This is a genomic window from Pseudomonas sp. MWU349, assembly GCF_017947325.1.
In the GTDB taxonomy this organism is placed as follows: Bacteria; Pseudomonadota; Gammaproteobacteria; order Pseudomonadales; family Pseudomonadaceae; genus Aquipseudomonas; species Aquipseudomonas protegens.
Genome location: NZ_JAFEVP010000007.1, coordinates 49,667 through 75,592 on the forward strand (window position 1 = coordinate 49,667; position 25,926 = coordinate 75,592).

The following is a 25,926-nucleotide window of genomic DNA, read 5'->3' on the forward strand; positions in this document are numbered from 1 at the left end:
GGCGGTGTTCAAGGCATGGGTTCCTGTTCGGGAAGGTCGCTCTTGTATTCGCCCCACTGCATGTAGGCGTAGTACCGGGTCATTGCTTCGAAGTGGCTGGGGGCTTCCACTTCCCACACAAGCCGGGCGTCGGGGTGAAGCAGTTTGCGTGCGGTGTTTCCCTGTGGGCCGCTCAGACAGAAGGTCTGGCAGTCATCCGGTTCCATCCAGAGTTGGTAGTTCATCTCTTGCGCTTCTGAGTGTGGGGGAGGCTATCGTCGTTGTGGCTCGAGCAACCTAGATCGAGCCGACCGAGCGCAGGTATTTCCGTGCCTGAGGGCTGGTGATCTTTTCGGGTTCAAGCACATACAGCGAGCTCCAGAGCGGCGGTAAACCCAGTTCCTCCATGTAGGACGTGAAGCTGTTGAAAGGCTCGGTGCCAATGACCTCGGCGCTGAGCCAGAGCAACTCGCACTCCTGGCAAAGGTGCAGGATTTCCCGCGTTGCCCGTACTTGAACCTGTGTTACTTCGCCTTGTTCACACTCCGGACACAGCATTTTTTCACCTCCCCAATGGGCGCGCAGTCTATCACTGACCAGGTTGCACGCGGCCAGCAACGAAGGTCTGCCTGCGCTCAGAAACCCGCCATGGAGGACGCTGCTTTCAACCCTGTCCGGAGCGGGCCTTTGCGGCACCCGCATCCCCGGCCCCGGTCGCATAAATTTGAAATGCCTGGCATTGCTCGCCAGAATCGCCCCCCGATCCGGCACAAGGTGCCGGACCTTGGTGGTGAAAAGGGGCAGCAGTTGAATCAGCAGACATTGTCCATGCGCCTGGCGCGCGTGGCGGCGCATGTGCCAACCGGCGCACGCCTGGCCGATATCGGCTCGGATCACGGCTATCTGCCGGTGGCCTTGCTGCTGCGCGGCAGCATCAGCGCGGCGGTGGCCGGCGAGGTGGCGTTGACGCCGTTCCACGCGGCCCGGCGCACGGTGCGCGACAACGGCCTGGAGCAGCAGGTCAGCGTGCGCCTGGCCGATGGCCTGGCGGCGATCGAACCGGGCGACGCCATCAGCGCCATCAGCCTGTGCGGCATGGGCGGCGAGACCATCCGCGACCTGCTGCAAGCCGGCAAGGCGCGCCTCAATGGCCAGGAGCGGTTGATCCTGCAGCCCAACGGGGGCGAGCAGCCCCTGCGCCAGTGGCTGATGGACAACGGCTACCGCATCCTGTGCGAAGAGGTGCTGCGGGAAAACCGTTTCGACTACGAAATCATCGTCGCCGAGCGCACAGGGCCGGTGAGCTACAGCCCCCGGGAGCTGTACTTCGGCCCTCTGCAACTGCAGGCCCGTAGTCCGGCGTTCCTGGCCAAATGGCAGCGCCTGCTGCGCCTGAAACAGCGCACCCTGGAAAACTTCAGCCGGGCACAGGCGGTGCCCGAAGAGAAGGTGCAGGACATGGCCCGGCAGGTGCGCTGGATCAGCGAGTTGCTGGGCTGAGTGCGCCAGGCGGCCGCTTGCCAGGGGCGGGTGCCATTCGCTGCCGGCCCGTACGACAAGCTACCGACCCGCGCAATGTCCCACGCTCAGCGCGTTGCCGGCTCCAGCCCCTATGCCGGGGGCTGGATGGCCGGCGGCGTCGAGACCTGTTGCAGGAACCGTTCGATCAGCCATCGCGCCGCTGGGCCCGGCGGCGTGTCGCTGCGGTAGATGGCGTCGAAGGGGTAGATCCCGCTTTGATATTCCGGAAGATTCAGGTGCACCAGCCGGCCGCTGCGCAGGTCCTCCTCGACCATGGGCCGCGGCATGTTGCCCCAGCCGATGCCGGCACGCAGCAGCATGTGCTTGGCGCCCAGGTCCGCCAGCCGCCAGGTGCGGTTGCTCAGCACCGCGAAATCCCTGCCCCGGGTCAGCGTCGAGCGGTCCGACAGCACCAGCTGGATGAATTCGCGCCCGGCGCCGGTCAGGTTGGCATCGCTGGCGGCCAGGGGATGATCCGGCGCGGCCACCGGAATCAGCTCGACACTGCCCACACCGATTCTTTCGATCCCGTCGATGCTTTCGTGCATCGGCCCACTGATGCCGACGACTGCGCCGCGCTCGATCACCCGCTCGGTGACTGCTCCCAGGGCTTCCATATGCAGGTGCAGGGCCACCGTGGGAAAGGCTTCGCGAAAGGCCTTGAGGGCGTCCACCACGCGCTCGGGGGCCAGCATCACATCGAGCACCAGGTGGACCTCGGCCTCCAGGCCTTGCAACAGGCCCCTGACCTTGGCACGCAGGCCATGGACGCCGTTGGCGATGGTTCTGGCCTCCACGAGCACGGTGCGTCCGGCCTCGGTGAGTTGCGGCTTGCGCGTGCTCTGGCGGTCGAACAGCGAGACCCCGAGCTGCATTTCCAGGTTGGCGATGGAGTAGCTGATGACGGACGTAGCGCGGTGCAGCTTTCTTGCGGCGCCGGCGAAGCTGCCGACTTCCACCACCGTCAGGAATACGCGCAATTGGTCCAGCGTCGGGGTGCCGGGGTCGGAGATCATCTCGGGTTCCTTGAGCGTTATCGGCGTTGACGCCCCGGCAGTGTGATCGATTCCAGCCGGGGAGGGGTTGAGGCAGTGTCCAGTGAAAGTTGTATTCTTGCCTATTTTATCGAACCTAATGATCTAAATTAGTCGGCTATTCAGAGAAGTTGTGGCGGCGCAAGCTTTCTTCACCCGGGCGATTCATCTCGGATCGCACCCAACTGAAGGAAATTCCTCATGTCCGCTTCTGCCCATATTGCTCAACCCGACACTCACCAACAAAGCCGCTCCGATACGCCCCAGGCCGTGGCCGCTCTGGCTGGCCGAGTGCTGCTCAGCGCGATCTTCCTGCTGTCCGGCGTCTCGAAGCTGGCGGCACCGGCGATGATGATCGGTTACATCGGCTCTGTCGGCCTGCCATTTCCGCAACTGGCCCTGGCCCTGGCGGTCATCGTTGAAATCGGCGGCGGCCTGGCGCTGGTCGCTGGCTGGCGGACCCGCACTGTTGCGGCATTGCTGGCGTTGTTCAGCGTGGTCACTGCCTTGGCCTTCCATAACGCACTGGGCGACCAGAACCAGTTCATCCACTTCTTCAAGAACCTGGCCATGGCCGGTGGCCTGTTGCAGGTCGTGGCGTTCGGTGCCGGTCGTTTCAGCCTCGACGCCCGCCGTCGCTGATCACCCGCCAGCGGGGGCCGGTTCCCTCGCGGCGGCTGCGGTTTCCCTGTGTTTTCTTGCCTGATCGAGGTGTCCATGAAAGCCCTACGTGCCTACCAATACGGCAGTCCCGATGTCCTGCGCCTGGAAGAAGTTGCCGACCCTGTGGCCGGCGAAGGTGAAGTGCTGATCGATGTTGCCGGTGCAGGGGTCAACCCTATCGACTGGAAGATCCTGTCCGGTGCCATGCAGGCATTCATCCCGCTGCCACTGCCTTTCACCCCAGGGGTCGAGGTGGCCGGGCGGGTGCTTGCCACCGGCCGGGGCGCCAACCGGTTCGAGGTCGGTGACCGGGTGTTCGGTTTCATCAACATCACGGGCGGCTATGCCGGCAAGGCAGTTGCCCGGGAATCCACCCTGGCGTTGCTGCCCCGTTCCCTCACCGCGTTGCAGGCCGGCGCCGTGCCTGCCACGGCGCTGACCGCCTGGCAGGCCCTGACCGAACATGCCGGCGTGCAGCCCGGGCAGAAGGTGTTGATCCATGCCGCGGCAGGAGGTGTGGGCAGCATGGCGGTGCAGATCGCCAAGTACCTGGGGGCCGAGGTCATCGCCAGCGCTTCGGCGGACAACCATGCCTACCTCAAAGGGCTAGGGGCCGATCAGGTCATCGACTATCGCCGCCAGGATTTCACTCAATGGCGGCCCGCGGTCGATGTGGTCCTGGACCTGGTGGGGGAGCAAACCCAGGCGCTGTCGTTCGCCCTGTTGAAACGGCACGGGGTGCTGGTGTCCCCGGTGAGCCAGCCCGACATCACCCTGGCCAACGACTATGGCGTGACCCCGGTGAATTTCGCCACCCGTGGCGATGGTGGCCAGTTGGCGAGGATTGCCGAGCTGTTCGACCAGGGCCGCTTGCAGGTCGCTGTCCAAGCCTTCCCCCTGAGTGACGCCCCGCAGGCGCTGGAAAAAAGCAGGGGCCGCCATGGCCATGGCAGGCTGGTCCTCGACATGGCCCGCTGATCGCTTGGCGGGCTCCCAGAACAGCCGGCACCACCGGCAAGCCAGGGCGGCGGTCCAGGGGACGGGCCAGCGCTTGCCATTTGCCAGCATCTTGTCGCTGGTGAAACGCCGGCTATATGATCGCGCGTCATGCCATTGGCCACTTGCGTGGCCGGCGTTTCCTCATCGGTTCTACAGGGATGTTCCAGGGATGAAAATCAAGAGCAAGACAGGTCTGCACAAGGAAGGCCGGCTGGCTGCGCGACTGGCCGGCTGGCTGCTGGCGCCGTGCATGCTGGCGGCTTCGATGCTGGCCCAGGCCGGTGCGCCTATCCCTCCCGGCGCAGTGCTGGCGGTGATGCAGAACGTCGAGGTGCCGGACCAGGATGAAGAGGTGGAGCTGGAAGACGGCGTTACCGCCACCTTCTGGTACGGCCAGGAGCTGGACTTCGACGGCAAGCACTACTACGCCACCTTTGTCTGGCACACCCGGGACCGCGCCGCTCGCGAGGGCGAGGATTTTGCCGCGCCGGAGGTTCAGGTACGGCTGGCCGATGCCACCTTCGAACTCACCAACCCGGGCCAGAAGCAGGCCTATTCCATCCGCAGCATCGAACGCAAGATCGGCTTCTTCGGCGGCCGCGAGAAGCCCGAGGAAGTGGACACCCAGCGCAAGGCCGTTGAGCACCGTACCGCTGACGGCCGCCTGCTGCTGGCGGTGCCCACGGCCACTTTCGACGATGGGGTGATCACCAGGGGCTACACCATGCTGGTGTTCAATCCGAACAAGAAACCCGAAGACGATGGCTGGGTCTGGTCCTATGTGGGCCAGGTGCGCACCGGCGAGGACAACTCCGCGGCCTGCGACGACGGCGCGGTCATGCCCTGCATCGGCAGCGACGGGGAGCTGAGCTTTGTCGCCGGCCAGGAGCCGCTGCCGCAGGTGCAGGTCAAGGTCAGCGGCACTACCTTCGAGGGCCCGGGAAAGGTCCGTTCGCTGGCGGCCGCAGACAACCTCACCTATGTCTACGACAGCAAGACCGAGCAGTACGTCAGCCGCTAGTTGCGGCAGCGACGGCCAGGTAGCGCAGCCTTGCCAAACCCACGATCCTCCAGGGAGGATCGTGGAGCGCTTTCACCCCGGCCCGGCACAGCCACCATCCAAGGAAACGGCGAATGAGTACGCGTATCGACATGCTGATGAACCCGGGGCCGGAGGTGCGCGCTGCGATCCTCGAGCCCTTGCGGGCCTACAACCGAGCCCAGGCGGGCGATCCCAAGCCCGAGGCCATCGCCCTGGTGGTCCGCGACGAGCACAGCGGTGAGATTCTCGGTGGCCTGCAGGCGGAGATTTTCTATCGCTGGATGTTCATCGAGTTGCTGGCAGTCCCCGAGCAGACACGGGGCCAGGGCACGGGCTCGCAATTGCTGAACATGGCCGAGGAGCTGGCCCGGGAAAAGGGCTGTATCGGCATCTGGCTCGATACCTTCGACTTTCAGGCGCCGCAGTTCTATCAGCGGCACGGCTTCAGCGAATTCGGCCGGTTGGAGGATTTCCCGCCGCAGCACCAGCGTTTCTTCCTGCACAAACGCCTGGTCTGAAGTCCCGGGCCCTGGCTGGCGAACCCGCATACAGCGCGTACCCGCAGCCTGGGCCGCGGCTACTCAGGCGTGGGCAGCAGCGATGGCGGGTAGAAGTTGGCCGTAGTGGGCAAGGGATTGCCATTGGATCGCCTGCTTTGCCAGCCACTGCTGCCCCGAGGCGGATATCGACCTGTGTCCGCTGCCCTGGTGGCCGTGAAGAAAAACTCGATCTGCAGGGCCAATCGGCGCACAGTGGCCGCCTGTACTGTTGCCACTTCCGATTGCCCGCCCATGACCCAGCCCCGAACCTCCACTGCACTTGCGGCCCTGATTGCCCGGCACACCCCGCACTCCGGCGACTTTCCCAGCGCCGTGCCCAACCTGACCTTGCACCGCCGTTCCACGCCGACCTCGGCCATTCCCTGCATCTACAGCCTGGGCCTGGGGGTGATTGCCCAGGGCGGCAAGCAGGTGCTGCTGCAGGAGGCGGTGATCAATTACCGGGCCGGGCAGGGCATGTTGACCAGCATCGACCAGCCGGTGGTGGCCCGGGTGACCCAGGGCTCGGCGGCCGAACCTTTCCTGGGCATGATGCTGACTCTGGACATGCACCAGATCCTGCAAACCGCCGCGCAGATGCAGCCGCCACCGCCTTCGCGGGCCAGCGATTATCGGACGGTGGTGGTGGATGAGCTGGAGCCGGGGCTGGCCAGCGCTCTGGAGCGACTGGTGGGCTTGCTCGACGAGCCGCCGCTGATTCCCCAGCTGGCGCCATTGATCCAGCAGGAAGTCATCGTCCGGCTGTTGGCCGGGCCCTACAGCCTGGCGTTGCAGCAGTTGCTGGCGGTGGGTTCGCCGACCCAGCAGATCTTCAAGACCGTGGCCTGGCTCAAACAGAACTTCACCCAGCCGTTGCGCGTCGATGATCTGGCGCAGCGCGCCCATATGAGCCCGTCCACCTTCCGCCAGCATTTTCGCGCCATCATCGGCGTCAGCCCGCTGCAGTTCCACAAGCAGTTGCGCCTGCAGGAAGCCCGGCAGTTGATGCTCAGCCAGAACATCGATGCAGGGCGCGCCGCGGGGCTGGTGGGCTATGAAAGTGCTTCGCAGTTCAGCCGGGAATACAGCCGGGTGTTCGGCGCGCCGCCGCAGCGGGATATCCGCAGGATGCGCGAGGCCGGGTAAGGGCCAGGTTGCAGTGCAGGGTTCAGCGAAATAGGCAAACCGGCTGTGGCGCGGCTCTGGGCGCCTAACCATTCGATCCGCCACGGATAGGCTTGTTTCTAGCTGTTTGTGTTGCAGCGAAACGGCCTTCGGGGTGAGCCGGCAGAATCCGCAAAACAGGCAAACTTGCCGTCAGAATAGGCAAGGTTTCGCCGCGTGCCATTTCTATACTGGTGCCCGACGACGCAGCAGCCCCAAGGCCTGCCGTGTCCCGGGCGCTTTCGGTAACGCCCGACTCCGCACTCCCGCACACGGGAGCGAGCGGTCCGCCTATCGATCCAGACGAGCCTGCCCAGGGCGGCTCAAGGAGTACGGTCATGAGCAACAGCATCGAACACGTCAGCTTCCTCAACTTCGGCTGGAGCAACGCCGCGGACATCTATCTGCCGGCGGATTTCAACCCGGGCAAGCGCTACCCGGCCATCGTCAGCACCCATCCCATCGGCAGTTGCAAGGAGCAGACCTCCGGCAACATCTACGCCGCCGGGCTGGCCCGGGCCGGGTTTGTGGTCATCGCCTTCGACGCCAGTTTCCAGGGCGCCAGCGGCGGCCAGCCACGCTTTATCGAAGACCCGGCCATTCGCGTGTCGGACATCCGTTTCGCCATCGACTACCTGGTGACCCTGCCTTATGTCGACCCCGAGCGCATCGGTGCCATCGGTGTCTGTGGTGGCGGTGGCTACACCATCCAGGCGGCAATGACCGACTACCGGATCAAGGCCCTGGCTTCCATTACCGGGGTCAACTTCGGCCGCCTGATCCGCGAAGGTTTCAGCAACTTCGATCCGGTCAGCGCCTTGCACGCCATGGCGAAGCAGCGCACCGCCGAGGCCCGGGGCGAGGCGCGTCATGTGATCGACTACCTGCCAGCATCGGTAGCCGAGGCGCAGCAGAACGGCATCAGCGACATCGACGTACTGGAAGCCACCGAGTACTACAAGACCGCCCGGGGCCAGCAGCCAAACGGCGCCACCAGCGGTCTGTTTTCCTTCAATAGCGCGGCCTTTGGCTGGGATGCCTTCCTGCAGGCCGAGGTGCTGCTGACCCAGCCACTGATGGTGGTGGTCGGCGACAAGCCCGGCGGCTTCGGTGCCTACCGCGACGGCCTGGAAATCCATGGCCGTGCGGCCTCCAAGGACAAGCATCTGGTGGTCGCTGAAGGCGGGTCCCACTACGACCTGTACGACCGCGCCGACACGGTGGCGCTGGCCATGGCGCAATTGGTGCCATTCTTCCAGCAGCGCCTGTAAGGGGTGAGGCAGCCGCCGCTGTCGCCTGGCCGGCGACGGCGGCTTTGTCGCGCCTGTGCTTGAGGTCCGTGGGGGCGTATTTCCTTTGCCGCAGTGCGGTGCGACTATACGAACCTTTTTGCACACCATGCTTTGGGTTGGACCGAAGTGCGCGGCGAAACCTTCGCCGAGCCGGTGCGGGGGGGCATGCTCATCATCCTGTCCGATGGCCGCTCGCTGTCCGCCAGCGCCCTGGCTGAAACGGCGGGGATGACACCGCAGACCGCCAGTTCGCACCTGACCAAGCTGCTGGAGAGCTTTTGCAAGCTGGGCTGGGAGCAGTTGCAGCGCCAGCTGGGTGTCCAGCCGCTGGCCTGAAGCCCTTGTGGCAGCCAGCGAAAGCCCCTTCAAGCCATCACCCCAAGGAATGACGAATGAGCCGCTTGCCCCTGCAACACATCGACCTGAGCCAGGTGACGAGCAGCGCTGAACTGCACCTGGTGCTGCGCGATGCCCTGGGTTTTCCCCAGTGGTACGGCTGTAACTGGGATGCCTTCTGGGACGCCATTACCGGGCTGGTGGAAATGCCCGAACAGTTGCATATCAGCGGCTGGCCAGCATTGTCCCGGCGCCTGCCCCGGGACGCGCAACTGCTGCTGCAATGCCTGGAACGGATGAAGGTCCAATACCCGACGCTGGCTGCGGACCTGCTGTTGGCGCCCGCCAAGCCTTAGTCCGGCCTATCGCCGGACGCGCAATTGAGCCACGACGCCGCCTGGCAAGGGTTTATTCTTTCCCGAGGCAGCGAACAGCCACCCATGGAGACGCCTGTGAGCATCAAAGACCATCCCGAGGATTACCAGGACCTCAAGCGCGCCGTCGCCTTGCTGGAGTCGCCTTCACTGACGGCGCGCCTGTCCGGGCTGCTGGGCTCGCCCATCGAAAGTGCGGTCAAGGCGCTGCCAGCGGTGGTGGCGAAAAAGATCAACGGCGCTGTGGTGGCAGCCCTGCACAGCTCCGCCGATGCGGCGCTGTGGAGCCTGGACAACGCGCCCAAAAAACCGGCATCGACCTTGCTGCACAAGATGTACGCGGCCACTTCCGGCGCTGTGGGCGGGGCCTTCGGTTTTGCCGCGCTGTTTGTCGAGTTGCCGATTTCCACCACCATCATGATGCGCTCGGTGGCCGATGTGGCCCGCAGCGAAGGCTTCGATCTGGCGGATTTTGCCACCAAGCAGGCCTGCATCGAAGTGTTCGCCATGGGCGGCAACAGCCAGGCCGACGACGCCACGGAAACCGGCTACTACATCACCCGCAGCTTCACCACCCAGGCCATGCAGCAACTGTCCAAGGAGCTGGCGGCCATTGCCGCCAAGCGCGGTGCCGGGGCGGTGGGCAGCTTGTCACCGGGGCAGGTGGGCAAGTGGCTGGCACTGCTGATCGAGAAAGTCGCCAGCCGTTACGGCGTGACCATCTCCAGCAAGTTCGCGGCCCAGGCGGTGCCGGTGATCGGCGCCTTTACCGGCGCCACCATCAATGCGCTGTTCACCGACTTCTACCAGGACATGGCCCGTGGGCACTTCACCGTCAAGCGCCTGGAGCACAAGTACGGCTTTGAGCAGGTCAAGGACGAGTATGCGCAGATCCTGCGCAAGCAGCTGGCAGGCTAGGGCGGTATCCCCATGAGCGACTTTCCCGTTATCCGCACCCCGCGCCTGATCCTCAGGGAACTGTGCCCGGCCGATGTCCCGGCACTGTTCGCGATCCACAGCGACGCCGATGCCATGCAGTGGTTCGGCACCGACCCCATCACCGACTACCCGCAGGCCGAGCAACTGCTGGCGCTGTTTGCCAGTTGGCGCAGCCTGCCCAACCCGGGGACGCGATGGGCCATCGAAAGCCACAACCAGCCGGGCCTGCTGGGTACCTGCGGCCTGTTCAAATGGAACCGGCAGTGGCGCAGTTGCGCCGTCGGTTTCGAGCTGGGGCGTGCGGCGCAAGGGCAGGGGCTGATGACCGAGGCGCTGGAGGCCGTGGTTGGCTGGGGCTTCGAGCATATGGCGCTCAACCGTATCGAGGCCCAGGTGCATCCGCGAAACCGGGCGTCCCTCAGATTGCTGGAGCGGGCGGGCTTTGTTCGCGAAGGACTTTCACGTCAGGCGGGATACTGGCTGGGGACTCATCATGATCTGGTGCAGTACGGGTTGTTGAGGGCCGACTGGCTCAGTCTGGCGCCGCTCGCCGCAGGTTCTGCGTAGCCCAATAGCGCGAATATCAGGCGGGCGCTGGCAGCTCAGCTGTTGCCCGGCGTCGGCGCATCACTGTCCTCGACGGGCTCCAGGTCGTGGTAGGAGGGGAAGACCTTCCGGTTACTGATCTTCAAGCCTGTCGGTTGCGCGAGCCCGTGGGTCTTACTGGAGTCCCAGGTGCGCCGTTGGCCGCAGTAGGTATGCACCACCTCCGAGTTGTCCCAGAACAGGCGCTCCAGCAGGGCTTCGTACTCGGCCAGCCACGAATCATCGAAGATGTAACTGCCTTTGGGGTAGGTGGCGAAGTGCACCATATGCCCGTAGTAGCAGTGCCCCCGGCTGTTTGGCAGCACGCTGAAAAGCGCCCGGGTGATCTGCGCCCCCGTCACTGGCAGGCTTTGCAGTACCGCACGATTGTGCGCTTCGGCAGCCGGCGAAGGGTCAAAGCAATGGATGTATCCATACAAGTTGCCGCTCATGGGGTCAGATGCCTGCGTCATGGGTTGATTGGCGGCATCCGTTGTTGCGGGCGAGCCGATCGATCGCTTGCACACCTGCACGCATCTTTTCCACGGCGCTGGCATTGGCCGAGTGGATGTGAATACGCGGCGGATGAAAACCATTAAGGACCACGGCCTCTTCGATCCACAGGATCACGTCGTAACCGGTGCCGCGCTGATCATCTCCGAGGTCGTGGTCGAGGCTGACTTCCTCGACGCCACCGGCTTTCAGCAGCGCGATAACTTCGTCCGGCCAGTAGGTGCGAACCCAGCCTTGCGGGGTTTGGCGTTCGTCGTCAAGGTAGATTTTCATGGGCCTGTTTACTCTTTCAGATGCAGTTCAAGCATCGGCGTCGTTCGCGATGACATGCAGCACAAGGCTTAGCGAGTCGTCGGTGAGCAGCGGTGGGTGATCCTGTTGCAGCTTGTCGATGAAAAAAAGCGCACCCGGCGCTGTTTCAGCGGGCATGGAGAAGCAAGGGTAGAGTCGGTGTTTACTGGCCTCGGCATACTGGATATGAACCTCGCTGTGCTCAATCCAGATCCTGCTCGATTGACCGGAGCAACTCAGGAACAAGGTGCTGAAACTGGATTGCTCCTGCTCCAGCGGCATTGATTGAGAGTCGCCGTGCCGGCCTTTGCGAATGGCTCGTGCCATGGCATTGAATGCTTTGGGTGTGCCAAAGAAATGCAGTTCCTGTCCGTTCAGTCTTGCCAGCACGTCAAGTTTCCTTTCGTATCGCGTCGGTCAACGCTGGGTCATTGCAACCTGCGCCGCAGCGCTAATAGGACCGCGTCAGGGTGGCAGAGTGGCCTGTCCAGAGGAATGGCGCCGGCTGTTTCAGGCGCCAAGGTGATCGTGCTGGGCACGCCCTGGTCGCAGAGCTGCTGTTGAGCTTGCAACAGGACTCGGCGGCTGCCTGTAAGCCAATGCTTGTTCTGCTCTGACAGCAGTGCAGCGACTTGCGGTGGATGGTTTTTTACGGTGGATGTCTGGATGAATTTTCGCCCAGTTGTATACCCCGATATTGAGCAATAAGCCATTGCCGGGCTCAAGGTTGCATTGTTTCTCCGGCACTGGATTAGTCCGCCGCACTTGTGTAGAAACGCTCCTTCCTTCAACCCGGCACCCGTTGCCACCCCAGGTAGAACCCCATGCGGCCCAACGCCGAACTGCGATTGTTTGCACTGCCCCTGTGCGCTGGCCTGGTCTACGCCGTGATCAAGGGCCTGATCAAGGGCTGGAATGGCACGGAGCTGTTTTCCGGGTTTCTGTTTGGCAGTGTGATCGCCATGATCCTGGGCATTCCCCTGTTGCTGTGGACTGAGCGGCGCTGCCCGCAGGCCAGGGCGCGCTACCTGTGGATCAGCCTGACCCTGAGCCTGGTGGCCACGGTGCTGGTGCGTACTTCATGGATGCAGCTGTTGCTGCTGCCGCTGGCGGGCGGGCTGGCCCTGGCTGGCCTGTACAGCCTGCTGAGCCGTGGGATTGATCAGCTGTCCGTGCCGCCCCATGGGCGAGGGCAGGGCTTGCGGCGGCTGCTGGCGGTGCCGCTGTCGGGGGCGCTGACCCTGGGGGGCGTCGCGGTAACGCTCTATCCCAAGGGCGCGGAAAGCCTGCCGGTATTCTTGCTGGGGGCCGTGATCGGCGCCTGGATCAGCATGCTGGTCAGTTGGCCGGTGCTGTGGCTGGTGGACCGCTTTCTCGCCACTGGCTGGCGCTATGTGATCGGCGGTGGCCTCAGTGGCGTGCTGATCTGGCTGCTGTCCGGCGCCCCGGGGCTGTTCGCCGGGTCCCTGAAGGGGGCTTCGGGGCTGGACTACTGGATCCCCTTGCTCAACCGTGGGATCTTTCCGTTCCTGCTGCTGGGGCTGCTGGCCGGGGGGCTGTTCACGGTGCTCCACGGCATCGGCCCGCGCCGCCGTTCGGCCGCCTGCGACTGAATTACATTGCCCAAAGGTCCTGCCTGATGAACCTCAGCCCCATCACCCACGTCGCCTTCGAGGATGAAATGCTCTGCCTGAGTTGGGCCGACGGCTTGCGGCTGCGCCAGCCCCTGAGCCGTTACAGCCGGCTGCGGGAGGCCACGCCCGAGCAGCGGGCGGATTTTGCCATCGCACATCGGGGCTGGTCCGTGTCCTGGCCGCACCTGGGCGAGCCGGTGCTCAGTGTCAACGCCATCGACTGGATCTGGGAAGGCTTGTGCGATGAGTCCATGGCTCGCCTGAAGGCCCTGGACTGGCAACTGCAGCAACTGCCGGCGGACGACCAGGCCATCGTCGCGCTGTGGCGCCTGGAGGCGGACGGCTACAACGGCGGCTTCCTGCAGTTCTTCTGCAACTGGGGGCAGCAGACCTGCGAGCTGGCGCTCAGCACCCTGGCCGCGATCGGCGCGCGCAACACTCGGGCCCTGGTCAGCCGCCAGCGCCAACTGATCGCGCACCTGGAAGACCACCCGCAACTGGAGCAACTGTGGGACATTCCCGGGCTGCTGAGCGACGAGGAACATGAGCTGATCAGTGGCGAACTGGACGAGCAACTGTGGTCGGCGATGGAGGAGGTCCCGGCCTTGGCGGTGAAGTATTTTTACGTTGGCTGAGGGGCCTGGCGCCGTGGTCTAATGCCGCGCCTCGTCTCGGCAAATGGACTTCACCCCATGTCTGAACCCCGCATCCGCGCGCTCGCGCTGTGCATCTTCCATCACCAGGGCAAGATCCTGGTCAATCAGTTCTTTGATGCCGACAAGCAACAGATGCTGTTTCGCCCCCTGGGTGGCGGCATCGACTTTGGCGAGCACAGTGCCCAGGCAATCGTTCGGGAAATACAGGAAGAGCTGGGGCTGTCGATCAACAGCCTGCGCCTGATCGGCACCCTGGAAAGCCTGTTCACCTATGCCGGCAAGCCCGGCCATGAATTCGTCCAGGTCTACGACGCCCGCTTCGACGACCCGAGTGTCTACCAGCGTGCCCAGCTCGATGCCCGGGAAAGCGATGGCGCGCCCTTCGTGGCCCGCTGGCAGGGCAGCGCCAGCTTCACCGAGCAGACGCCGCTGGTTCCCGCGGGCTTGGCGGACCTGCTCAAGCAGGCGGGCCTGCTTGGCTGAGGGGCATTGATGCTGCTTGGTGCCCTGCCGGGCGCGGTGGCCGGGCAGGGCCGCCGGCTCAGAAGTCCCAGCGGGGGCTGAGCATGAAGTTGCGGGGTTCGCCGTAGGCCGCCGAATTATAGAAACCGACGTTGGTGTAGTAGGACTTGTCGAAGATGTTGTTGACGTTGAGGGTCGCCGACAGGTTCTGGGTGATCTGGTAGCGGGTCATCAGGTCCACCAGCCAGTAGGCCTCCTGGGAAATGTCTTCGTTGATCTTGCGCGGTGCGTTGTAGACCGAATACCAGCCCTCGCTCTGCCAGCGCAGGCCGCCACCGACGGTCAGCTTGTCCAGGTCGCCCTTGAGCTTGTAGCTGGTGTAGAGGTTGACCTGGTCCTGCGGCTCGAAGGTGGAGATCTTGTCGCCCTCGTCATCACGCACGATCTTGTGGGTGTAGCCGGCCTGCACTTGCCAGCCCGGGCTCAGTTCGCCGGAAATCTCCAGTTCGTACCCCTTGGTCACGGCCTTGGCGCCCTTGAACGCGCAGTTGTCGGGGGTGGGCGACTGGTTGTTATAGGCATCGTCCGGCTCCGAGCGGTTGGTCTCGTGCACTTCGAAGTAGGCCAGGCTGCTGTTGAGGCGGCCTTCGAAGAACTCGCCCTTGAGCCCCAGCTCGTAGTTCTGGCCTTCGTCCGGGTTGAGCAGCTTGCTGTCCTTGTTCCAGCTTTCCTGGGGCATGAAGATATCGGTGTAGCTGTCGTAGACCGCGCCGACGTAAGGCACGAAACGTTCGCTTTCCTTGTAGGACGGGGTCAGGCCGGTGAGGTGATAGTTGACCACGCGCCCGCCCAGCACCAGTTCATGCTCGCGGCCGAACAGATTGAAGGGGCCGCTCAGGTACCGGTCGGCGGAATCGCTGGCGGTGTCGCCGGTGTACTTCTGTGCGTTGACCTTGGCCGTGCCATCGGTCTGTGGCTTGTCGAATTGGATCGAGCCGAGCTCGGCGTTATAGCGGTTGATCTTGTGGTCCAGTTGCAGCTTGGTGACCCAGCCATCCCCCAGGTCGTGTTCGAGCATGGCAAAAGCGGTGCGGGTGTATTGCTCCCAGCCGCTCCAGGCCGCGCCGTTGTTGCAGGAGCGCGACATGCTGTTGTGCCCGCCGGTGGCGTTGATCAACGGGAAGGTGCCGGACCACCCGCAGGTAGGTCTCCTGGGCCAGGTCCTCGGCCAGGTTGGCGCAACCCACTACCCGCGCACGCATGCGGATCAGCCCCCCGCGCTGCGCAATGAACAGCGCGCTGAGTTGTTGCTGGTCGTCTCCGGTTTCCATCGCCCACTGCTCCCACTACCTGATACGGCTCAGCGTGAATGGCTGGGTATTTTTATGAGAATTATTATCATTGACGGCGGGTTTCCACGGAGGCCTTGTCCTGGGCTTTGTGCAGGGCTTGCGGCACCAGGGAATGATTCGCGCGGCCCATGGTCGATTCAACATGGCCCCCGGTGACCCGTTCGCTCCCCCTCGACGCGCCATCGTGCCGGCCAGGCTGTAACCGGTTGCGCCGCTCTGCCGCCAGGTACGTTCAGGGGCGGCGTTGGCAGGGGGTAAAGGTTTTTCGGGAAGGATCGATCATGCGCTGGATTGTCAGGACCCTGTGTTTTGCCTTGTTGTTGCCCGCAGCCCAGCTCTGGGCCGCCGACCCCCAGCCGGCGGTCCAGGCCGCTGCCCAGGACAAGGCCCAGGCGCTGGAGCAGAAAGCCGCGGACAAGGAGAGCCCGAAGGCCGAGCCCCAGGCCGCCCCCATCACCAAGACCGAAGTGCAGGCCGTGGACCCGGCCGGCCAGGCCCCGGTGGACGACGCCATCACGTGCCTGTCGCGGACTATCTACTGGGAAGCCAAGGGTGGTGAAAGCGCCGATATGGAGGCCGTGGCCAATGTGGTTCTGAACCGCCTGGGCCATGAGGGTTTTCCCGGGACGGTGTGCGAAGTGGTCAAGCAGGGTTCGGAAAAAAGCCCCTGCCAATTCTCTTGGTGGTGCGATGGTCGGCCCGACCAGGTGGAAGAAGAGGGCCGCTACACCATTGCCAAGGAAATTGCCCGCAAGGCGCTGAACCAGCAGCTCAAGGACCGTACCGGCGGCGCTCTGTTCTTTCACGACCGCAGTGTTTCGCCGGACTGGTCCAGGGCCTATATCAAGACCACCGAGATCGGCAGCTTCAGCTTCTACAAACCCAAGGACGTCGCGGCGCGCTAGTTGTGTGGGGTTGAGTCGCGGGTGCGAGCCTGGTCGTCCTGGCGTAGCCAGCGTTTGCCGAGGGTGGTCAGCCGATGGCGGATGGGCTGGCTGAACATTTTTTGCGAGACCTGGTGCAGCAGGCTTTCGCACAGCTCGCGATCCAGCGGGAAGCCGGCTTCCAGCCATGCCACAGCACCGTGCTCCCAGTGTTCGGAGCCGGACCCCAGGGCGGTCAGCAGCAACTGGCGCAGGCACGGCGGTTCACCCGGCGGGGGCTCTATCCTGAGCCCGGCGAGGGCGCCAGGCAGGTCGGCGGCAACCGATTCGTAGGGGTGTTCAAGCAACGGCAGAAGCCAAACGTAGTTGAAGTGCCGGGTCATGACAGGGGCATTCCTCTGGGCGCGGCGCGGCTTATTGCACTTGCTCGAACTGATCGGTGATTGCATACCAGTCGGCCTTCATGGCCACGCAGTAATGCTGTTGCCTGAGGGCTGCGAAGGGGGTGTCCAGGGTGGCAATGGCGATGGAAATCCACTGGCGATATTCGCCCTGGGTGTCCTGCCAGAACAACGAAGAGCCGCAGTGGCAGCAGAACTGGCGCAGCACGCCAGGGGAGGATTCGTACACCTTGAGCGTTGATCTCTGGTCGCGGATTTCCAGATTCTCACGCGGCGTACTGGCGTAGGAAGCAAAGGCCGCGCCGTGGCCCTTCTGGCACTTGTGGCAATGGCAGTGGGTGACGGCCTTCAGCGCGCCGCACACTTGGTAAGTCACCGCGCCGCACAGGCAACTGCCTTGATGCTGGTTTTGCATGGTCAGGGTTTCCGAAGTTTCAGGGCCAGCCTTGCCGCGGGTGGGTGAACCCTTTATAAAACGCCGGCTGCTGATCGCAGCAGTTGCCCAGGAACCCGACCCGCAAGGAGCGACATAGTGAGTCAATCGCCTCACCCTCTCAACACCTGCATAGGGCGCGTGCGCCTGCCGGGGCTCGCCGGCCTGCTGCTGGCGCTGGCCGGCTGCGGCGCCCTGACCGATGTGCGGTCCTTTTCCACGCCCTATTCCACGCCGCCGGGTGGCGAAACCGTGCGCCTGCGGGTGATCAGCGACGGCATGGTGCGCGGTGTGCCCAGGTCCGACTGCGTGGATTTCCGCCTGCCCGGGGCCGGGGTCATGGTGGCTGCCCGGGACGGCTACGCCAACCGTAAAGGTGAAAGCCTGGGCATGGCGGCGCCGCAGACTCCCGCAGTGCCCGGTACCCGGACCGAAGTGCTGGTGCCGGCGGGGCAACCCATGGCGTTCCACTACCTGGGCAACCAGTGCTACAACCTGTTCAGCTTCGTGCCCAAGGCAGGCATGGACTACCAGCTGGAAGCCTCGGGGATGTACAAGTGCGCGGTGATGCTCAAGCAGGCGCCGCTTGGCTCGAAGGCATATGCTGCGGCCCCGTTGAAAGACAGCAAGCTGTGCCGGGTGACGGACAACCTGTAACGCCCCGGACCTGAACCCGGGCAGAGGAGAGAGGCACCATGCAGGCCTTGGAAAACCGCATTCCACCACCCCTCGTCACGGTCCTGTTCGCCGTGTTGATGGGGCTGCTTGCGCGCAGGTTGCCGGGCCTGGATCCGGCCTTGGGCACACGCCTGTTGCTGGCGCTGCCGCTGGTGATGGCCGGGCTGCTGTTTGTCCTGGCCGGAGGGCTTGCCTTTCGCCGGGCCAAGACCACGGTCAACCCGCTGAAACCCGCCAGTGCCTCGGCCCTGGTCACCTCGGGGATCTACCAGTACACACGCAACCCGATGTATGTCGGCTTTGCTCTGTGGCTGCTGGCCTGGGGGCTGTACCTGGCCTCGCCCCTGGTACTGCTCGGCGTCCTGGGGTTCGTCCTGTACATGAACCGCTTTCAGATCTACCCCGAAGAACGGGCGCTCGGGCAGTTGTTCGGGGCTGATTTTGCGGCGTATCGCCAGCGTGTGCGGCGCTGGCTTTAGGCGGTACGGTTGTTCAAGCCGCCACTTGCGCCTGCAGTTGCAACTGGCCATCCACTTCGCGGGTCAGGCCGCTGGCGACGAACAGCGGTACCAGCAATTGGTGCAGTTGGGGGTCGACGAAATCCTTGACCGTTGCCAGGTCCAGATCGCCGCTCGCCGGCAGCTCGGCCTTGGTGAAGGACAGCCAGGCTTTCTTCAGGGCCTGCAGCACATCGCTGCCAGCGGTGGAGGCGAAGCGCCGGTTGGCCACCCGGCCGGCGAAGTTGAAGGTGTGCTGGTAGTCGTAGCCGCTCTCGTCACCCTGGCTGGCGACGCAGCGACCACAGGAGCAGGGGCCATCGGCGAAGGCCGCGCGCAGGTAGCTGTTGAAATCGACGATGGGCTTGAGGGCCAGGCGCTTGTCGACTTCGAACAGGTCCCCGGTCATTTTTGCTTCACTGCTCAAGGTCATTTTCCTCACTGTCAGGCGGTGTATTTCTCAAGGGGCGCACCATACCAGCCGGATCGGCCCAGGGGTACTTTTCTGGCGTTGTCCGCGGCTTGAGAGAGGGGGAACATCTGCTAGGATCCATCGGCTTTTATGGCGGGGCGACGGGCAGCACCCGGCCCCTGTGTCTTGATCTCATTGAGGAACACCCATGTCGATCTACACCCTCACCGTTCCCTGTTTTGCCCAGATGCTGCGCGCCCTGGAGGGCTTTCTCGCCAAGGGCGAAGAGCAGGCCCGGGCGCGGGGGTTCGAACCCCAGGTGCTGTTGCAGTCACGGCTGGCACCGGACATGTATGACCTGGCGGCCCAGGTGCGTTTTGCCTGCACCCAGGCCCGGGAAGCGGTACAGCGCCTGAGCGGGCAGCCTGTGACTGCATTGCAGGCGCCGACCGGTATGGCCGAGGCCAGGGCACTGATCGAAGACACCCTGGCGTTCCTGGCGGCGGCGGACCGCGAGCTGATCGACAGCAGTGGCCAGCGGGCCATCGCCATCGAGCTGCAAAACGGTGTTGCCTTCGACATGAACGGCGAGGAGTTCGCGCGCAACTGGGCGACGCCGCAGTTCTATTTCCACCTGGTCACGGCCTACAACATCCTGCGGCACAACGGTGTGCCCCTGGGCAAGGCCGATTACGCCCAGCACATGTTCGCCTACCTGCGCCAACCGCAAGAGGCCTAGCCGCGCCGGCTGCTGGCTCACCGGCCAGCGTCAGGTCAACGCCGATGGCCGCATCACCCGGCGCTCCAGGTCCTACAGCGCCGGCCGCGGCAACTGCACCCATTCCTGCACCGCCGGCCGTTGCCACTGGCGCTGGGCATAGTCCACCAGGTTCGCCGGCACCGGGTCACCGTTGAGGATCAGCCGGTTGAGCATCAGCGCCAGGTCGACATCGGCGATCGACCACTGGCCGCACAGGAAGTCGCGGCCATCCGCCAATAGCTCCTGCGCGGCCTCCACCAGGGTATTCGTCGCCGCTTGGGCCTGGGGCGACAGCGGTTCGCCCTTGCAGCCGTAGAACACCACCAGGGTCGTGCGCTCCTGGCGGATCGGCAACAGGTCGCTGCGCAGCCAGGCCTGGACCTGGCGGGCCTTGGCGCGCTGGCGCAGGTCCTGGGGATAGACCGGATTGTGCGGGTACAACTGTTCCAGGTATTCAGCGATGGCCGAGGATTCGGACAGGGCAAAATCGTCCAGCACCAGGGTCGGCACGCGCTGGGTCAGGGACAGGCGGGCGTAGGCCGGCGCGCGGTTCTGCGCGGCGTCCAGGTCCAGGGGCAGCAGGTCGAAGTCGATACCCTTTTCCCGCAGCACCACGAACACGGACAGGGCATAGGGGCTGGTGAACTGGGCATCGACGTACAGGCGCGGGCGGGAAGCGGTCACGGCGGTCTCTCCAAGGGGGGAGCGCACACGCTAGGAGATCCTGGTCGATAAATAAAATGCAGGTTTTTTATCCGTGCATTCCTCGCAGGAATACTGGCGAACAGTTGGCGAGGCTGATGCTATGCCGCGCGGTATGGGCCTAGGGCCACTGGGCCGCCCCTGCGTGGGTGGCCAGCATTGGCAGGCACATTGCCTTGATCGAGAAGGCATAGTACTGGCCCCGGGCAGTCTGAAGTGTCGCCAAAATCACTTTATTTTCAGGTGGTTAGGTGACCGTAAAATGCGCCATGTGTTGATTACGCTGACTTCGTTTGCCCTGTTGGGCGGGGCTTCTGCGGCCCAGGCCCGGGAGCTGGCGGCCAATGACCGATATGTCTGCAGCTGGGGGGCGGGCACTGCCGCCAGGGCCCAGGAACTGAAGTTGTCCGGGGTGTCGCTGTATGCGGCGCGGCAGAAGATCCAGACCTACAAGTTCAGCAAGGGCTGGATGCGCATGATGGCCCTGGGCATCACCGAGCAGACCTACGACAGCCCCTCGCGGATCAAGCCCGAGGCACTGCGCAAAAGCTTTAACGAGGATTGCCTGAGGTATAAGTTGGCTCGCCGCTGACGAGGGCGCGGCCTGCTGCGGCAGCGTCCGATTTGGCCGTTTGATCATGAGTGGAACTTGTGATCATCACGATTAAAATGAGTTTGTCTCACCAAGGGCCGAGTGCCGACAATGGCTCCCATCAAACACAGGGGAGTTGCATGTCATGGCTTTGGCCCATTCTCTAGGATTTCCGCGCATTGGCCGCGACCGTGAACTGAAGAAAGCGCAAGAGGCGTTCTGGAAGGGCGAACTCGACGAAGCCGGCCTGCGCGCCGTGGGCCGTGATCTGCGCAAGACTCACTGGGAGCTGCAGAAAAACGCCGGTATCGACCTGCTGCCCGCGGGCGATTTCGCTTGGTACGACCAGGTTCTGACCCATTCCCTGATGTTCGGCGTGATTCCCCCGCGTTTCCGTCCGCAGCATGGCCCGGCCACCCTGCAGACCCTGTTCGGCATGGCGCGTGGCGTCAGCGACGGCTGCTGCGGCGGTGCCCACGCCCAGGAAATGACCAAGTGGTTCGACACCAACTACCACTACCTGGTGCCTGAATTCGACGCCGACCAGCAGTTCCAGCTGGGCTGGGAGCAGCTCTTCGAAGAGGTCGAGGAGGCTCGGGCCCTGGGGCACGCCGTCAAGCCGGTGCTGATCGGTCCGCTGACCTACCTGTGGCTGGGCAAGGCCAAGGGCGCCGAGTTCGACAAACTGGAGCTGTTGGACCGCCTGCTGCCGCTGTACGGCCAGATCTTCCAGCGCCTGGCGGCCCAGGGCGTGGAGTGGGTGCAGATCGACGAGCCGATCCTGGTGCTGGACCTGCCCCAGGATTGGAAAAGCGCGTTCGAACGCGCCTACAACCAGATCCAGCGCGAGCCGCTGAAAAAACTTTTGGCGACCTATTTCGGTGGCCTGGAAGAGAATCTCGGCCTGGCCGCGAACCTGCCGGTGGATGGCCTGCACATCGACCTGGTGCGTGCTCCCGAGCAGTACCCGACCATCCTCGATCGCCTGCCGGCCTACAAGGTGCTGTCACTGGGCCTGGTCAATGGGCGTAACGTCTGGCGCTGCGACCTGGAAAAAGCCCTGGCCACCCTGCAGCACGCCCATGAGCGCCTGGGTGAGCGCCTGTGGGTGGCGCCTTCCTGCTCGCTGTTGCACAGCCCGGTGGACCTGGACCGTGAAGACCAGCTGGACGCCGAGCTCAAGAGCTGGCTGGCTTTCGCCGTGCAGAAATGCCAGGAAGTGGCGGTTGGCCCAGGCGGTGAACCAGCCGCAGGCCCAGGCGGTGCTCAAGGCCCTGGAGCAGAGCCGCGCCGTACAGGCCAGCCGCGCGGCCTCGCCACGCATCCACAAACCGGCGGTACAGGCTCGGGTGGCGGCCATTACTCCCAAGGACAGCCAGCGGCGCTCGGCCTTCACCCAGCGTATCGCCAAGCAGCGCGCCGGCCTCGACCTGCCGCTGTTTCCCACCACCACCATCGGTTCGTTTCCGCAGACCGCCTCGATCCGCCTGGCGCGCCAGTCGTTCAAGCAGGGCAAGCTGAGCGTGGCCGAATACACCGAAGCCATGCACAGCGAAATCCGCCACGCGGTGCTGGTGCAGGAACGCCTGGGCCTGGACGTGCTGGTGCACGGCGAGGCCGAGCGCAACGACATGGTCGAGTACTTCGCCGAGCAGTTGGATGGCTATGTGTTCACTCGTTTCGGCTGGGTGCAGAGCTACGGTTCCCGGTGCGTCAAGCCGGCGGTGATCTTTGGTGACCTGAGCCGCCCCAAAGCCATGACCGTGGAATGGGTCCGCTACGCCCAGGGCCTGACCGACAAGGTGATGAAGGGCATGCTCACGGGCCCGGTGACCATGCTGATGTGGTCTTTCCCGCGCGAAGATGTGAGCCGCGAAGTGCAGGCCCGGCAACTGGCCCTGGCGATCCGCGACGAAGTGCTGGACCTGGAAGCTGCCGGCATCAGGATCGTGCAGATCGACGAAGCCGCGTTCCGTGAAGGCTTGCCGCTGCGCCGGGCGCAGTGGCAGCACTACCTGGACTGGGCCACCGAAGTGTTCCGCCTGTGCGCCTCCGGCGTGCGTGATGAAACCCAGATCCACACCCACATGTGCTACAGCGAATTCAACGATGTGATCGAGTCCATCGCCGCCATGGATGCGGACGTCATCACCATCGAGACCTCGCGTTCGGACATGGAACTGCTGGACGCCTTCGAAGCCTTCGCCTACCCGAACGAGATCGGCCCGGGTGTCTATGACATCCACTCGCCACGGGTGCCGGATGCCTCGGAAATGGCCAACCTGCTGCGCAAGGCCGCCCAGCGCATTCCTGCCGAGCGCCTGTGGGTCAACCCGGACTGCGGCCTGAAGACCCGCGGCTGGCCGGAAACCGAAGCAGCCCTGGTGCACATGGTCACCGCGGCCCGTCAGTTGCGTAAAGAACTGGCCTGAACGGCCAACCCCGCCACCGGAGCACGTCGGCGTGCTCCGGTTTTCTGCGTCCAGCATGGCATCGGGGGCAAGTGGTGCGAGGGCGAGCAAGCAGGTGGCGGAGGCCGGCGCGGCGTATCTGATCCGTATTTTTCTTGCGCATCTGCGTCTGTTATCAGAACAGCCATGGTTTGAAAATGGCGCGCCCGGCCGGCTTTACGGCTGGAGACCGGGCCCGCTGCACCGCATACCTACTGTTCAGGAGGCCTGATGACTAAGATGGCGTTTTTCTTGTTTGGATTTTTAGCCTTGACCATCGCGCTCGGTGCGCTCGCGACTATCTCTCCGACCTGACCCCCCAAGCCCTTCGCGGCTCTTGCTTCATATCCCCGCGCAATCAGTGGCAGCCCGGCAAGCGCTGCCACTGCCTTGTACCTATTTGGAACACTTTCGTGCCCCGACCACGCAGAGGATCACCGCCACGGTGACCCCGAGCATGCCCAGGCTGACGTGCTCGTGGAGCAGGCCGGCGGCCAGGGCCAGGCCGAAAAAGGGTTGCAGCAACTGCAACTGGCCGACGGCGGCGATCCCGCCCTGGGCCAGCCCGCGGTACCAGAAGACAAAACCGATCAGCATGCTGAACAGCGATACGTAGCCCAGGCTGACCCAGGCCGGCAGGCTGATGCCGCTAAAGGAGGCGGGCATGCTGAACAGGGTCAGTGCGGCCATCAGTGGCAGCGACAGCACCAGGGCCCAGGAGATCACCTGCCAGCCGCCCAGGGTGCGCGACAGCTTGGCGCCTTCGGCATAACCCAGGCCGCATACCAGCACGGCCAGGAGCATGAGCAGGTCACCCTCGGGTGAAGCTCTGAGGCCCTGGGACAGGGCATAGCCCACCACCAACAGGCTGCCGAGCACCGAGAACAGCCAGAACACCGGGCGCGGCCGCTCGCCGCCGCGCAGCACGCCGAACACCGCGGTGGCCAGGGGCAACAGGCCGAGGAACACGATGGAATGGGCCGAGGTCACGTACTGCAGGGCCAGGGCCGTGAGCAGCGGAAAGCCCAGCACCACGCCCAGGGCAACGATGGTCAGGGGCAGGAGTTGGGCGCGGCTCGGACGGCGCTGCTTGAACAGCAGCAGGATGCACAACGCCAGGAGCCCGGCGATGGTGGCCCGGGCCACGGTGAGGAACAGCGGGTCGAACTCCAGCACCGCGACCCGGGTGGCCGGCAGTGAGCCGCTGAAGATCAGCACGCCGATAAAGCCGTTGAGCCAGCCACTGGCGGTTTTTTCCAGGGCCGGGGATTGCAGGGTCGATGTCCGTTCCATTCGGGGGAGTGCTCAAGAAGTGGGGGCCGCAGCGGCGGGGCTTGTGTCGAGCCCATCCTAGGATTGAAAATCAGCACAATCAAAAAATTGTCATGGATACAGCGCCTATGGCCCGTGCCCGCTACAAACAACTGGTGGACACCTTTGCCGCCGATATCCGTACCGGCCTCCTTGCCCCCGGCACCCGCCTGCCCACCCATCGCGAACTGGCGGCGCGGGAAGGGCTGGCCCTGGTCACTGCTTCGCGGGTCTATGCCGAGCTGGAAGCCATGGGCCTGGTCAGCGGTGAAACCGGGCGTGGGACCTATGTCCGGGAAACCGCCTTGCCGCCAGGGCAGGGCGTGGACCAGCCCGCCACGGCACCGGGCACCCTGGACCTGAACTTCAACTACCCGGCGTTGCCCGGCCAGGCCGAACTGCTGCGTAGCGCCTTGCGCCAATTGGCGGCGACCGGCGACCTGGAAGCCTTGCTGCGCTACCAGCCCCACGCCGGGCGCAGTCATGAGCGGGCCACGGTAGCGCGCTACCTGGCGGGCCATGGGCTGGTGGTGGAGGGCGAGCAGGTGCTGCTGGTCAGCGGCGCCCAGCACGGCCTGTCGACCACCCTGACGGCATTGCTCAAGCCCGGTGATGTGGTGGCGGTGGATGCCTTGACCTACCCCGGGTTCAAGGTGGTGGCCGAGGCCCACGGGCTGGAGCTGCTGGCCATTCCCCTGAGCGAGCAGGGGCCGGATCTGGAGGCCTTCGAGCGCCTGTGCCAGCGGCGGCGGGTGCGCGCGGTATACGCCATGCCGACCCTGCACAACCCCATGGGCTGGGTGCTGGACCTGGCCTGGCGCCAGCGCCTGGTGGCGATTGCCCGGGCCCACGGGCTGCTGATCATCGAAGACGCCGCCTACGCCTTCCTGGCCCAGGATCCTCCTGCGCCGCTGGCTGCCCTGGCACCAGAGATCACGGTCTACATCTCGGGGTTTTCGAAGAATGTGGCCACCGGCCTGCGGGTCGGTTATGTGGTGGCGCCGCCGGCCTGGGTGGCGCTGATCGAGCGTGCGATCCGCACCAGCACCTGGAACACCCCGGGGGTGATGACCGCCATGGCCTGTGCCTGGATCGAGGACGGCACGGTGGCGCGCCTGGAGCACCAGAAGCGCGAGGATGCCCAGGCCCGCCAGGCCCTGGCCCGGGAAGCCCTGGCCGGGCTGGCCTACGTCAGCCATCCGAATTCCTACTTCCTCTGGCTGCCCTTGCCCGAGGAAGTCCGGGCCGATCAGGTGGCCATGGCGCTGCTGCGGGAGAAGGTCTCGGTGTCCACCGCCGAGCCCTTTGTCGGCGCCGGCCCGGTGCCCCACGCCATTCGCCTGGCGTTGGGCTCGGTGGCCATGGCCGATCTGGGCGTGGCGCTAGCCAGGGTCCGGCAGGTGATCGGCCGCTACGCCTTCTGAAGCGGCA

31 protein-coding genes and 2 pseudogenes are annotated in these 25,926 nt (G+C 64.5%); 21 read left to right on the forward strand and 12 right to left on the reverse strand.

Translation table 11 applies throughout. The annotated features are described in order from the left end of the window. Window positions 1–8: 8 nt before the first annotated feature. On the reverse strand, window positions 9–224 hold the full coding sequence (locus KCG88_RS25830) for a hypothetical protein (protein WP_019095014.1): 216 nt from the start codon (window positions 222–224) through the stop codon (window positions 9–11). A gap of 52 nt (window positions 225–276) precedes the next feature. Further along, on the reverse strand, window positions 277–834 hold the full coding sequence (locus KCG88_RS31015; protein WP_246882836.1) for a hypothetical protein: 558 nt from the start codon (window positions 832–834) through the stop codon (window positions 277–279). Between KCG88_RS31015 and KCG88_RS25835 the strand changes: the two genes are divergently transcribed. After that, window positions 787–1,479, forward strand: coding sequence for a tRNA (adenine(22)-N(1))-methyltransferase TrmK (locus KCG88_RS25835; protein ID WP_026022876.1), 693 nt, complete (start codon window positions 787–789; stop codon window positions 1,477–1,479). The genes KCG88_RS31015 and KCG88_RS25835 overlap by 48 nt on opposite strands. A 110-nt stretch (window positions 1,480–1,589) precedes the next feature. Here KCG88_RS25835 and KCG88_RS25840 read toward each other — a convergent pair whose 3' ends face one another. Then, entirely contained in the window at window positions 1,590–2,516 is a 927-nt protein-coding gene (locus tag KCG88_RS25840) for a LysR family transcriptional regulator (protein ID WP_210713414.1), read from the reverse strand. A gap of 219 nt (window positions 2,517–2,735) precedes the next feature. Here KCG88_RS25840 and KCG88_RS25845 point away from each other — a divergent pair, with 219 nt between their 5' ends. The 10 genes from KCG88_RS25845 (at window position 2,736) to KCG88_RS25890 (ending at window position 10,449) form a co-directional block, all read left to right on the forward strand. Then, window positions 2,736–3,176, forward strand: coding sequence for a DoxX family protein (locus KCG88_RS25845; RefSeq protein WP_210713415.1), 441 nt, complete (start codon window positions 2,736–2,738; stop codon window positions 3,174–3,176). 75 nt (window positions 3,177–3,251) lie between these two features. Next, window positions 3,252–4,175, forward strand: coding sequence for an NADP-dependent oxidoreductase (locus KCG88_RS25850; RefSeq protein WP_210713416.1), 924 nt, complete (start codon window positions 3,252–3,254; stop codon window positions 4,173–4,175). A gap of 190 nt (window positions 4,176–4,365) precedes the next feature. Next, a complete protein-coding gene (locus KCG88_RS25855) occupies window positions 4,366–5,217 on the forward strand; it encodes a hypothetical protein (protein WP_210713417.1) in 852 nt (283 codons plus the stop codon). A 113-nt stretch (window positions 5,218–5,330) separates the two neighbouring features. After that, on the forward strand, window positions 5,331–5,756 hold the full coding sequence (locus KCG88_RS25860) for a GNAT family N-acetyltransferase (protein WP_047285799.1): 426 nt from the start codon (window positions 5,331–5,333) through the stop codon (window positions 5,754–5,756). 273 nt (window positions 5,757–6,029) lie between these two features. Further along, window positions 6,030–6,923: an AraC family transcriptional regulator gene (locus KCG88_RS25865; protein ID WP_210713418.1), complete on the forward strand. Its 894-nt coding sequence runs from the start codon at window positions 6,030–6,032 to the stop codon at window positions 6,921–6,923. Between the two features lie 356 nt (window positions 6,924–7,279). After that, window positions 7,280–8,212: an alpha/beta hydrolase gene (locus KCG88_RS25870; protein WP_210713419.1), complete on the forward strand. Its 933-nt coding sequence runs from the start codon at window positions 7,280–7,282 to the stop codon at window positions 8,210–8,212. 186 nt (window positions 8,213–8,398) lie between these two features. Next, complete coding sequence (locus tag KCG88_RS31020) at window positions 8,399–8,569, forward strand: helix-turn-helix domain-containing protein (RefSeq protein ID WP_246882837.1); 171 nt, start codon at window positions 8,399–8,401, stop codon at window positions 8,567–8,569. A gap of 56 nt (window positions 8,570–8,625) precedes the next feature. Then, window positions 8,626–8,925 carry a barstar family protein gene (locus KCG88_RS25880; RefSeq protein ID WP_047285805.1) on the forward strand — a complete coding sequence of 100 codons (300 nt, stop codon included), beginning with the start codon at window positions 8,626–8,628 and terminating at the stop codon, window positions 8,923–8,925. An 84-nt stretch (window positions 8,926–9,009) separates the two neighbouring features. After that, on the forward strand, window positions 9,010–9,861 hold the full coding sequence (locus KCG88_RS25885) for an EcsC family protein (protein WP_210713420.1): 852 nt from the start codon (window positions 9,010–9,012) through the stop codon (window positions 9,859–9,861). 12 nt (window positions 9,862–9,873) lie between these two features. Continuing rightward, window positions 9,874–10,449 (forward strand): GNAT family protein, encoded by a 576-nt coding sequence (locus tag KCG88_RS25890; protein ID WP_047285808.1) that lies wholly within the window; start codon window positions 9,874–9,876, stop codon window positions 10,447–10,449. A 35-nt stretch (window positions 10,450–10,484) separates the two neighbouring features. Here KCG88_RS25890 and KCG88_RS25895 read toward each other — a convergent pair whose 3' ends face one another. The 3 genes from KCG88_RS25895 to KCG88_RS25905 are packed head-to-tail and all read right to left on the reverse strand — an operon-like array spanning window position 10,485 to window position 11,661. Beyond that, the gene (locus KCG88_RS25895; RefSeq protein WP_047336387.1) at window positions 10,485–10,919 is read right to left on the reverse strand and encodes a hypothetical protein; all 435 of its coding nucleotides are present in this window, start codon (window positions 10,917–10,919) and stop codon (window positions 10,485–10,487) included. A 4-nt stretch (window positions 10,920–10,923) separates the two neighbouring features. Then, complete coding sequence (locus KCG88_RS25900; RefSeq protein WP_210713421.1) at window positions 10,924–11,253, reverse strand: cyclic-phosphate processing receiver domain-containing protein; 330 nt, start codon at window positions 11,251–11,253, stop codon at window positions 10,924–10,926. 27 nt (window positions 11,254–11,280) lie between these two features. After that, complete coding sequence (locus tag KCG88_RS25905; protein ID WP_047285813.1) at window positions 11,281–11,661, reverse strand: hypothetical protein; 381 nt, start codon at window positions 11,659–11,661, stop codon at window positions 11,281–11,283. Between the two features lie 434 nt (window positions 11,662–12,095). Between KCG88_RS25905 and KCG88_RS25910 the strand changes: the two genes are divergently transcribed. Genes KCG88_RS25910 through KCG88_RS25920 form a run of 3 tightly spaced genes read left to right on the forward strand, consistent with a single transcriptional unit; the run spans window position 12,096 to window position 14,044 of the window. Beyond that, entirely contained in the window at window positions 12,096–12,884 is a 789-nt protein-coding gene (locus KCG88_RS25910) for a hypothetical protein (protein ID WP_210713422.1), read from the forward strand. Between the two features lie 26 nt (window positions 12,885–12,910). After that, window positions 12,911–13,540, forward strand: coding sequence for a DUF4375 domain-containing protein (locus KCG88_RS25915; protein ID WP_210713423.1), 630 nt, complete (start codon window positions 12,911–12,913; stop codon window positions 13,538–13,540). 57 nt (window positions 13,541–13,597) lie between these two features. Further along, window positions 13,598–14,044: an NUDIX hydrolase gene (locus tag KCG88_RS25920; RefSeq protein WP_169893659.1), complete on the forward strand. Its 447-nt coding sequence runs from the start codon at window positions 13,598–13,600 to the stop codon at window positions 14,042–14,044. A 58-nt stretch (window positions 14,045–14,102) separates the two neighbouring features. Here the strand turns inward: KCG88_RS25920 and KCG88_RS25925 are convergent. Beyond that, a pseudogene (locus KCG88_RS25925) lies at window positions 14,103–15,218 on the reverse strand (TonB-dependent receptor); the annotation flags it as partial. Window positions 15,219–15,656: 438 nt separating this feature from the next. Here KCG88_RS25925 and KCG88_RS25935 point away from each other — a divergent pair. Next, window positions 15,657–16,280 (forward strand): cell wall hydrolase, encoded by a 624-nt coding sequence (locus KCG88_RS25935; RefSeq protein WP_015635157.1) that lies wholly within the window; start codon window positions 15,657–15,659, stop codon window positions 16,278–16,280. Here the strand turns inward: KCG88_RS25935 and KCG88_RS25940 are convergent. Beyond that, window positions 16,277–16,642, reverse strand: coding sequence for a hypothetical protein (locus KCG88_RS25940; protein WP_210713424.1), 366 nt, complete (start codon window positions 16,640–16,642; stop codon window positions 16,277–16,279). The two genes, KCG88_RS25935 and KCG88_RS25940, sit on opposite strands and share 4 nt — an antisense overlap. Before the next feature lie 31 nt (window positions 16,643–16,673). Then, window positions 16,674–17,075 carry a GFA family protein gene (locus tag KCG88_RS25945; protein WP_210713425.1) on the reverse strand — a complete coding sequence of 134 codons (402 nt, stop codon included), beginning with the start codon at window positions 17,073–17,075 and terminating at the stop codon, window positions 16,674–16,676. A 117-nt stretch (window positions 17,076–17,192) separates the two neighbouring features. Here KCG88_RS25945 and KCG88_RS25950 point away from each other — a divergent pair, with 117 nt between their 5' ends. Next, a complete protein-coding gene (locus tag KCG88_RS25950; RefSeq protein ID WP_210713426.1) occupies window positions 17,193–17,750 on the forward strand; it encodes a hypothetical protein in 558 nt (185 codons plus the stop codon). A gap of 38 nt (window positions 17,751–17,788) precedes the next feature. Further along, a complete protein-coding gene (locus tag KCG88_RS25955) occupies window positions 17,789–18,250 on the forward strand; it encodes an isoprenylcysteine carboxylmethyltransferase family protein (protein WP_210713427.1) in 462 nt (153 codons plus the stop codon). A 13-nt stretch (window positions 18,251–18,263) separates the two neighbouring features. On the opposite strand, the gene KCG88_RS25960 is transcribed toward KCG88_RS25955, so the two are convergent. Then, on the reverse strand, window positions 18,264–18,701 hold the full coding sequence (locus KCG88_RS25960) for a hypothetical protein (protein ID WP_047285833.1): 438 nt from the start codon (window positions 18,699–18,701) through the stop codon (window positions 18,264–18,266). A gap of 187 nt (window positions 18,702–18,888) precedes the next feature. Here KCG88_RS25960 and KCG88_RS25965 point away from each other — a divergent pair, with 187 nt between their 5' ends. Further along, window positions 18,889–19,419: a DUF1993 domain-containing protein gene (locus KCG88_RS25965; protein ID WP_210713428.1), complete on the forward strand. Its 531-nt coding sequence runs from the start codon at window positions 18,889–18,891 to the stop codon at window positions 19,417–19,419. Between the two features lie 72 nt (window positions 19,420–19,491). On the opposite strand, the gene yfcF is transcribed toward KCG88_RS25965, so the two are convergent. Continuing rightward, window positions 19,492–20,124 carry a glutathione transferase gene (gene yfcF / locus KCG88_RS25970; RefSeq protein WP_210713429.1) on the reverse strand — a complete coding sequence of 211 codons (633 nt, stop codon included), beginning with the start codon at window positions 20,122–20,124 and terminating at the stop codon, window positions 19,492–19,494. A 280-nt stretch (window positions 20,125–20,404) separates the two neighbouring features. Here yfcF and KCG88_RS25975 point away from each other — a divergent pair, with 280 nt between their 5' ends. Both KCG88_RS25975 and metE read left to right on the forward strand, forming a co-directional pair. After that, window positions 20,405–20,734: a hypothetical protein gene (locus KCG88_RS25975; protein ID WP_015635164.1), complete on the forward strand. Its 330-nt coding sequence runs from the start codon at window positions 20,405–20,407 to the stop codon at window positions 20,732–20,734. A 145-nt stretch (window positions 20,735–20,879) separates the two neighbouring features. Further along, window positions 20,880–23,166 (forward strand): annotated as a pseudogene (gene metE / locus KCG88_RS25980) (5-methyltetrahydropteroyltriglutamate--homocysteine S-methyltransferase). 414 nt (window positions 23,167–23,580) lie between these two features. Here the strand turns inward: metE and KCG88_RS25985 are convergent. Beyond that, a complete protein-coding gene (locus tag KCG88_RS25985; protein ID WP_047285841.1) occupies window positions 23,581–24,477 on the reverse strand; it encodes a DMT family transporter in 897 nt (298 codons plus the stop codon). Between the two features lie 107 nt (window positions 24,478–24,584). Between KCG88_RS25985 and KCG88_RS25990 the strand changes: the two genes are divergently transcribed. Beyond that, on the forward strand, window positions 24,585–25,919 hold the full coding sequence (locus KCG88_RS25990; RefSeq protein ID WP_210713545.1) for a PLP-dependent aminotransferase family protein: 1,335 nt from the start codon (window positions 24,585–24,587) through the stop codon (window positions 25,917–25,919). Window positions 25,920–25,926 lie beyond the last annotated feature (7 nt).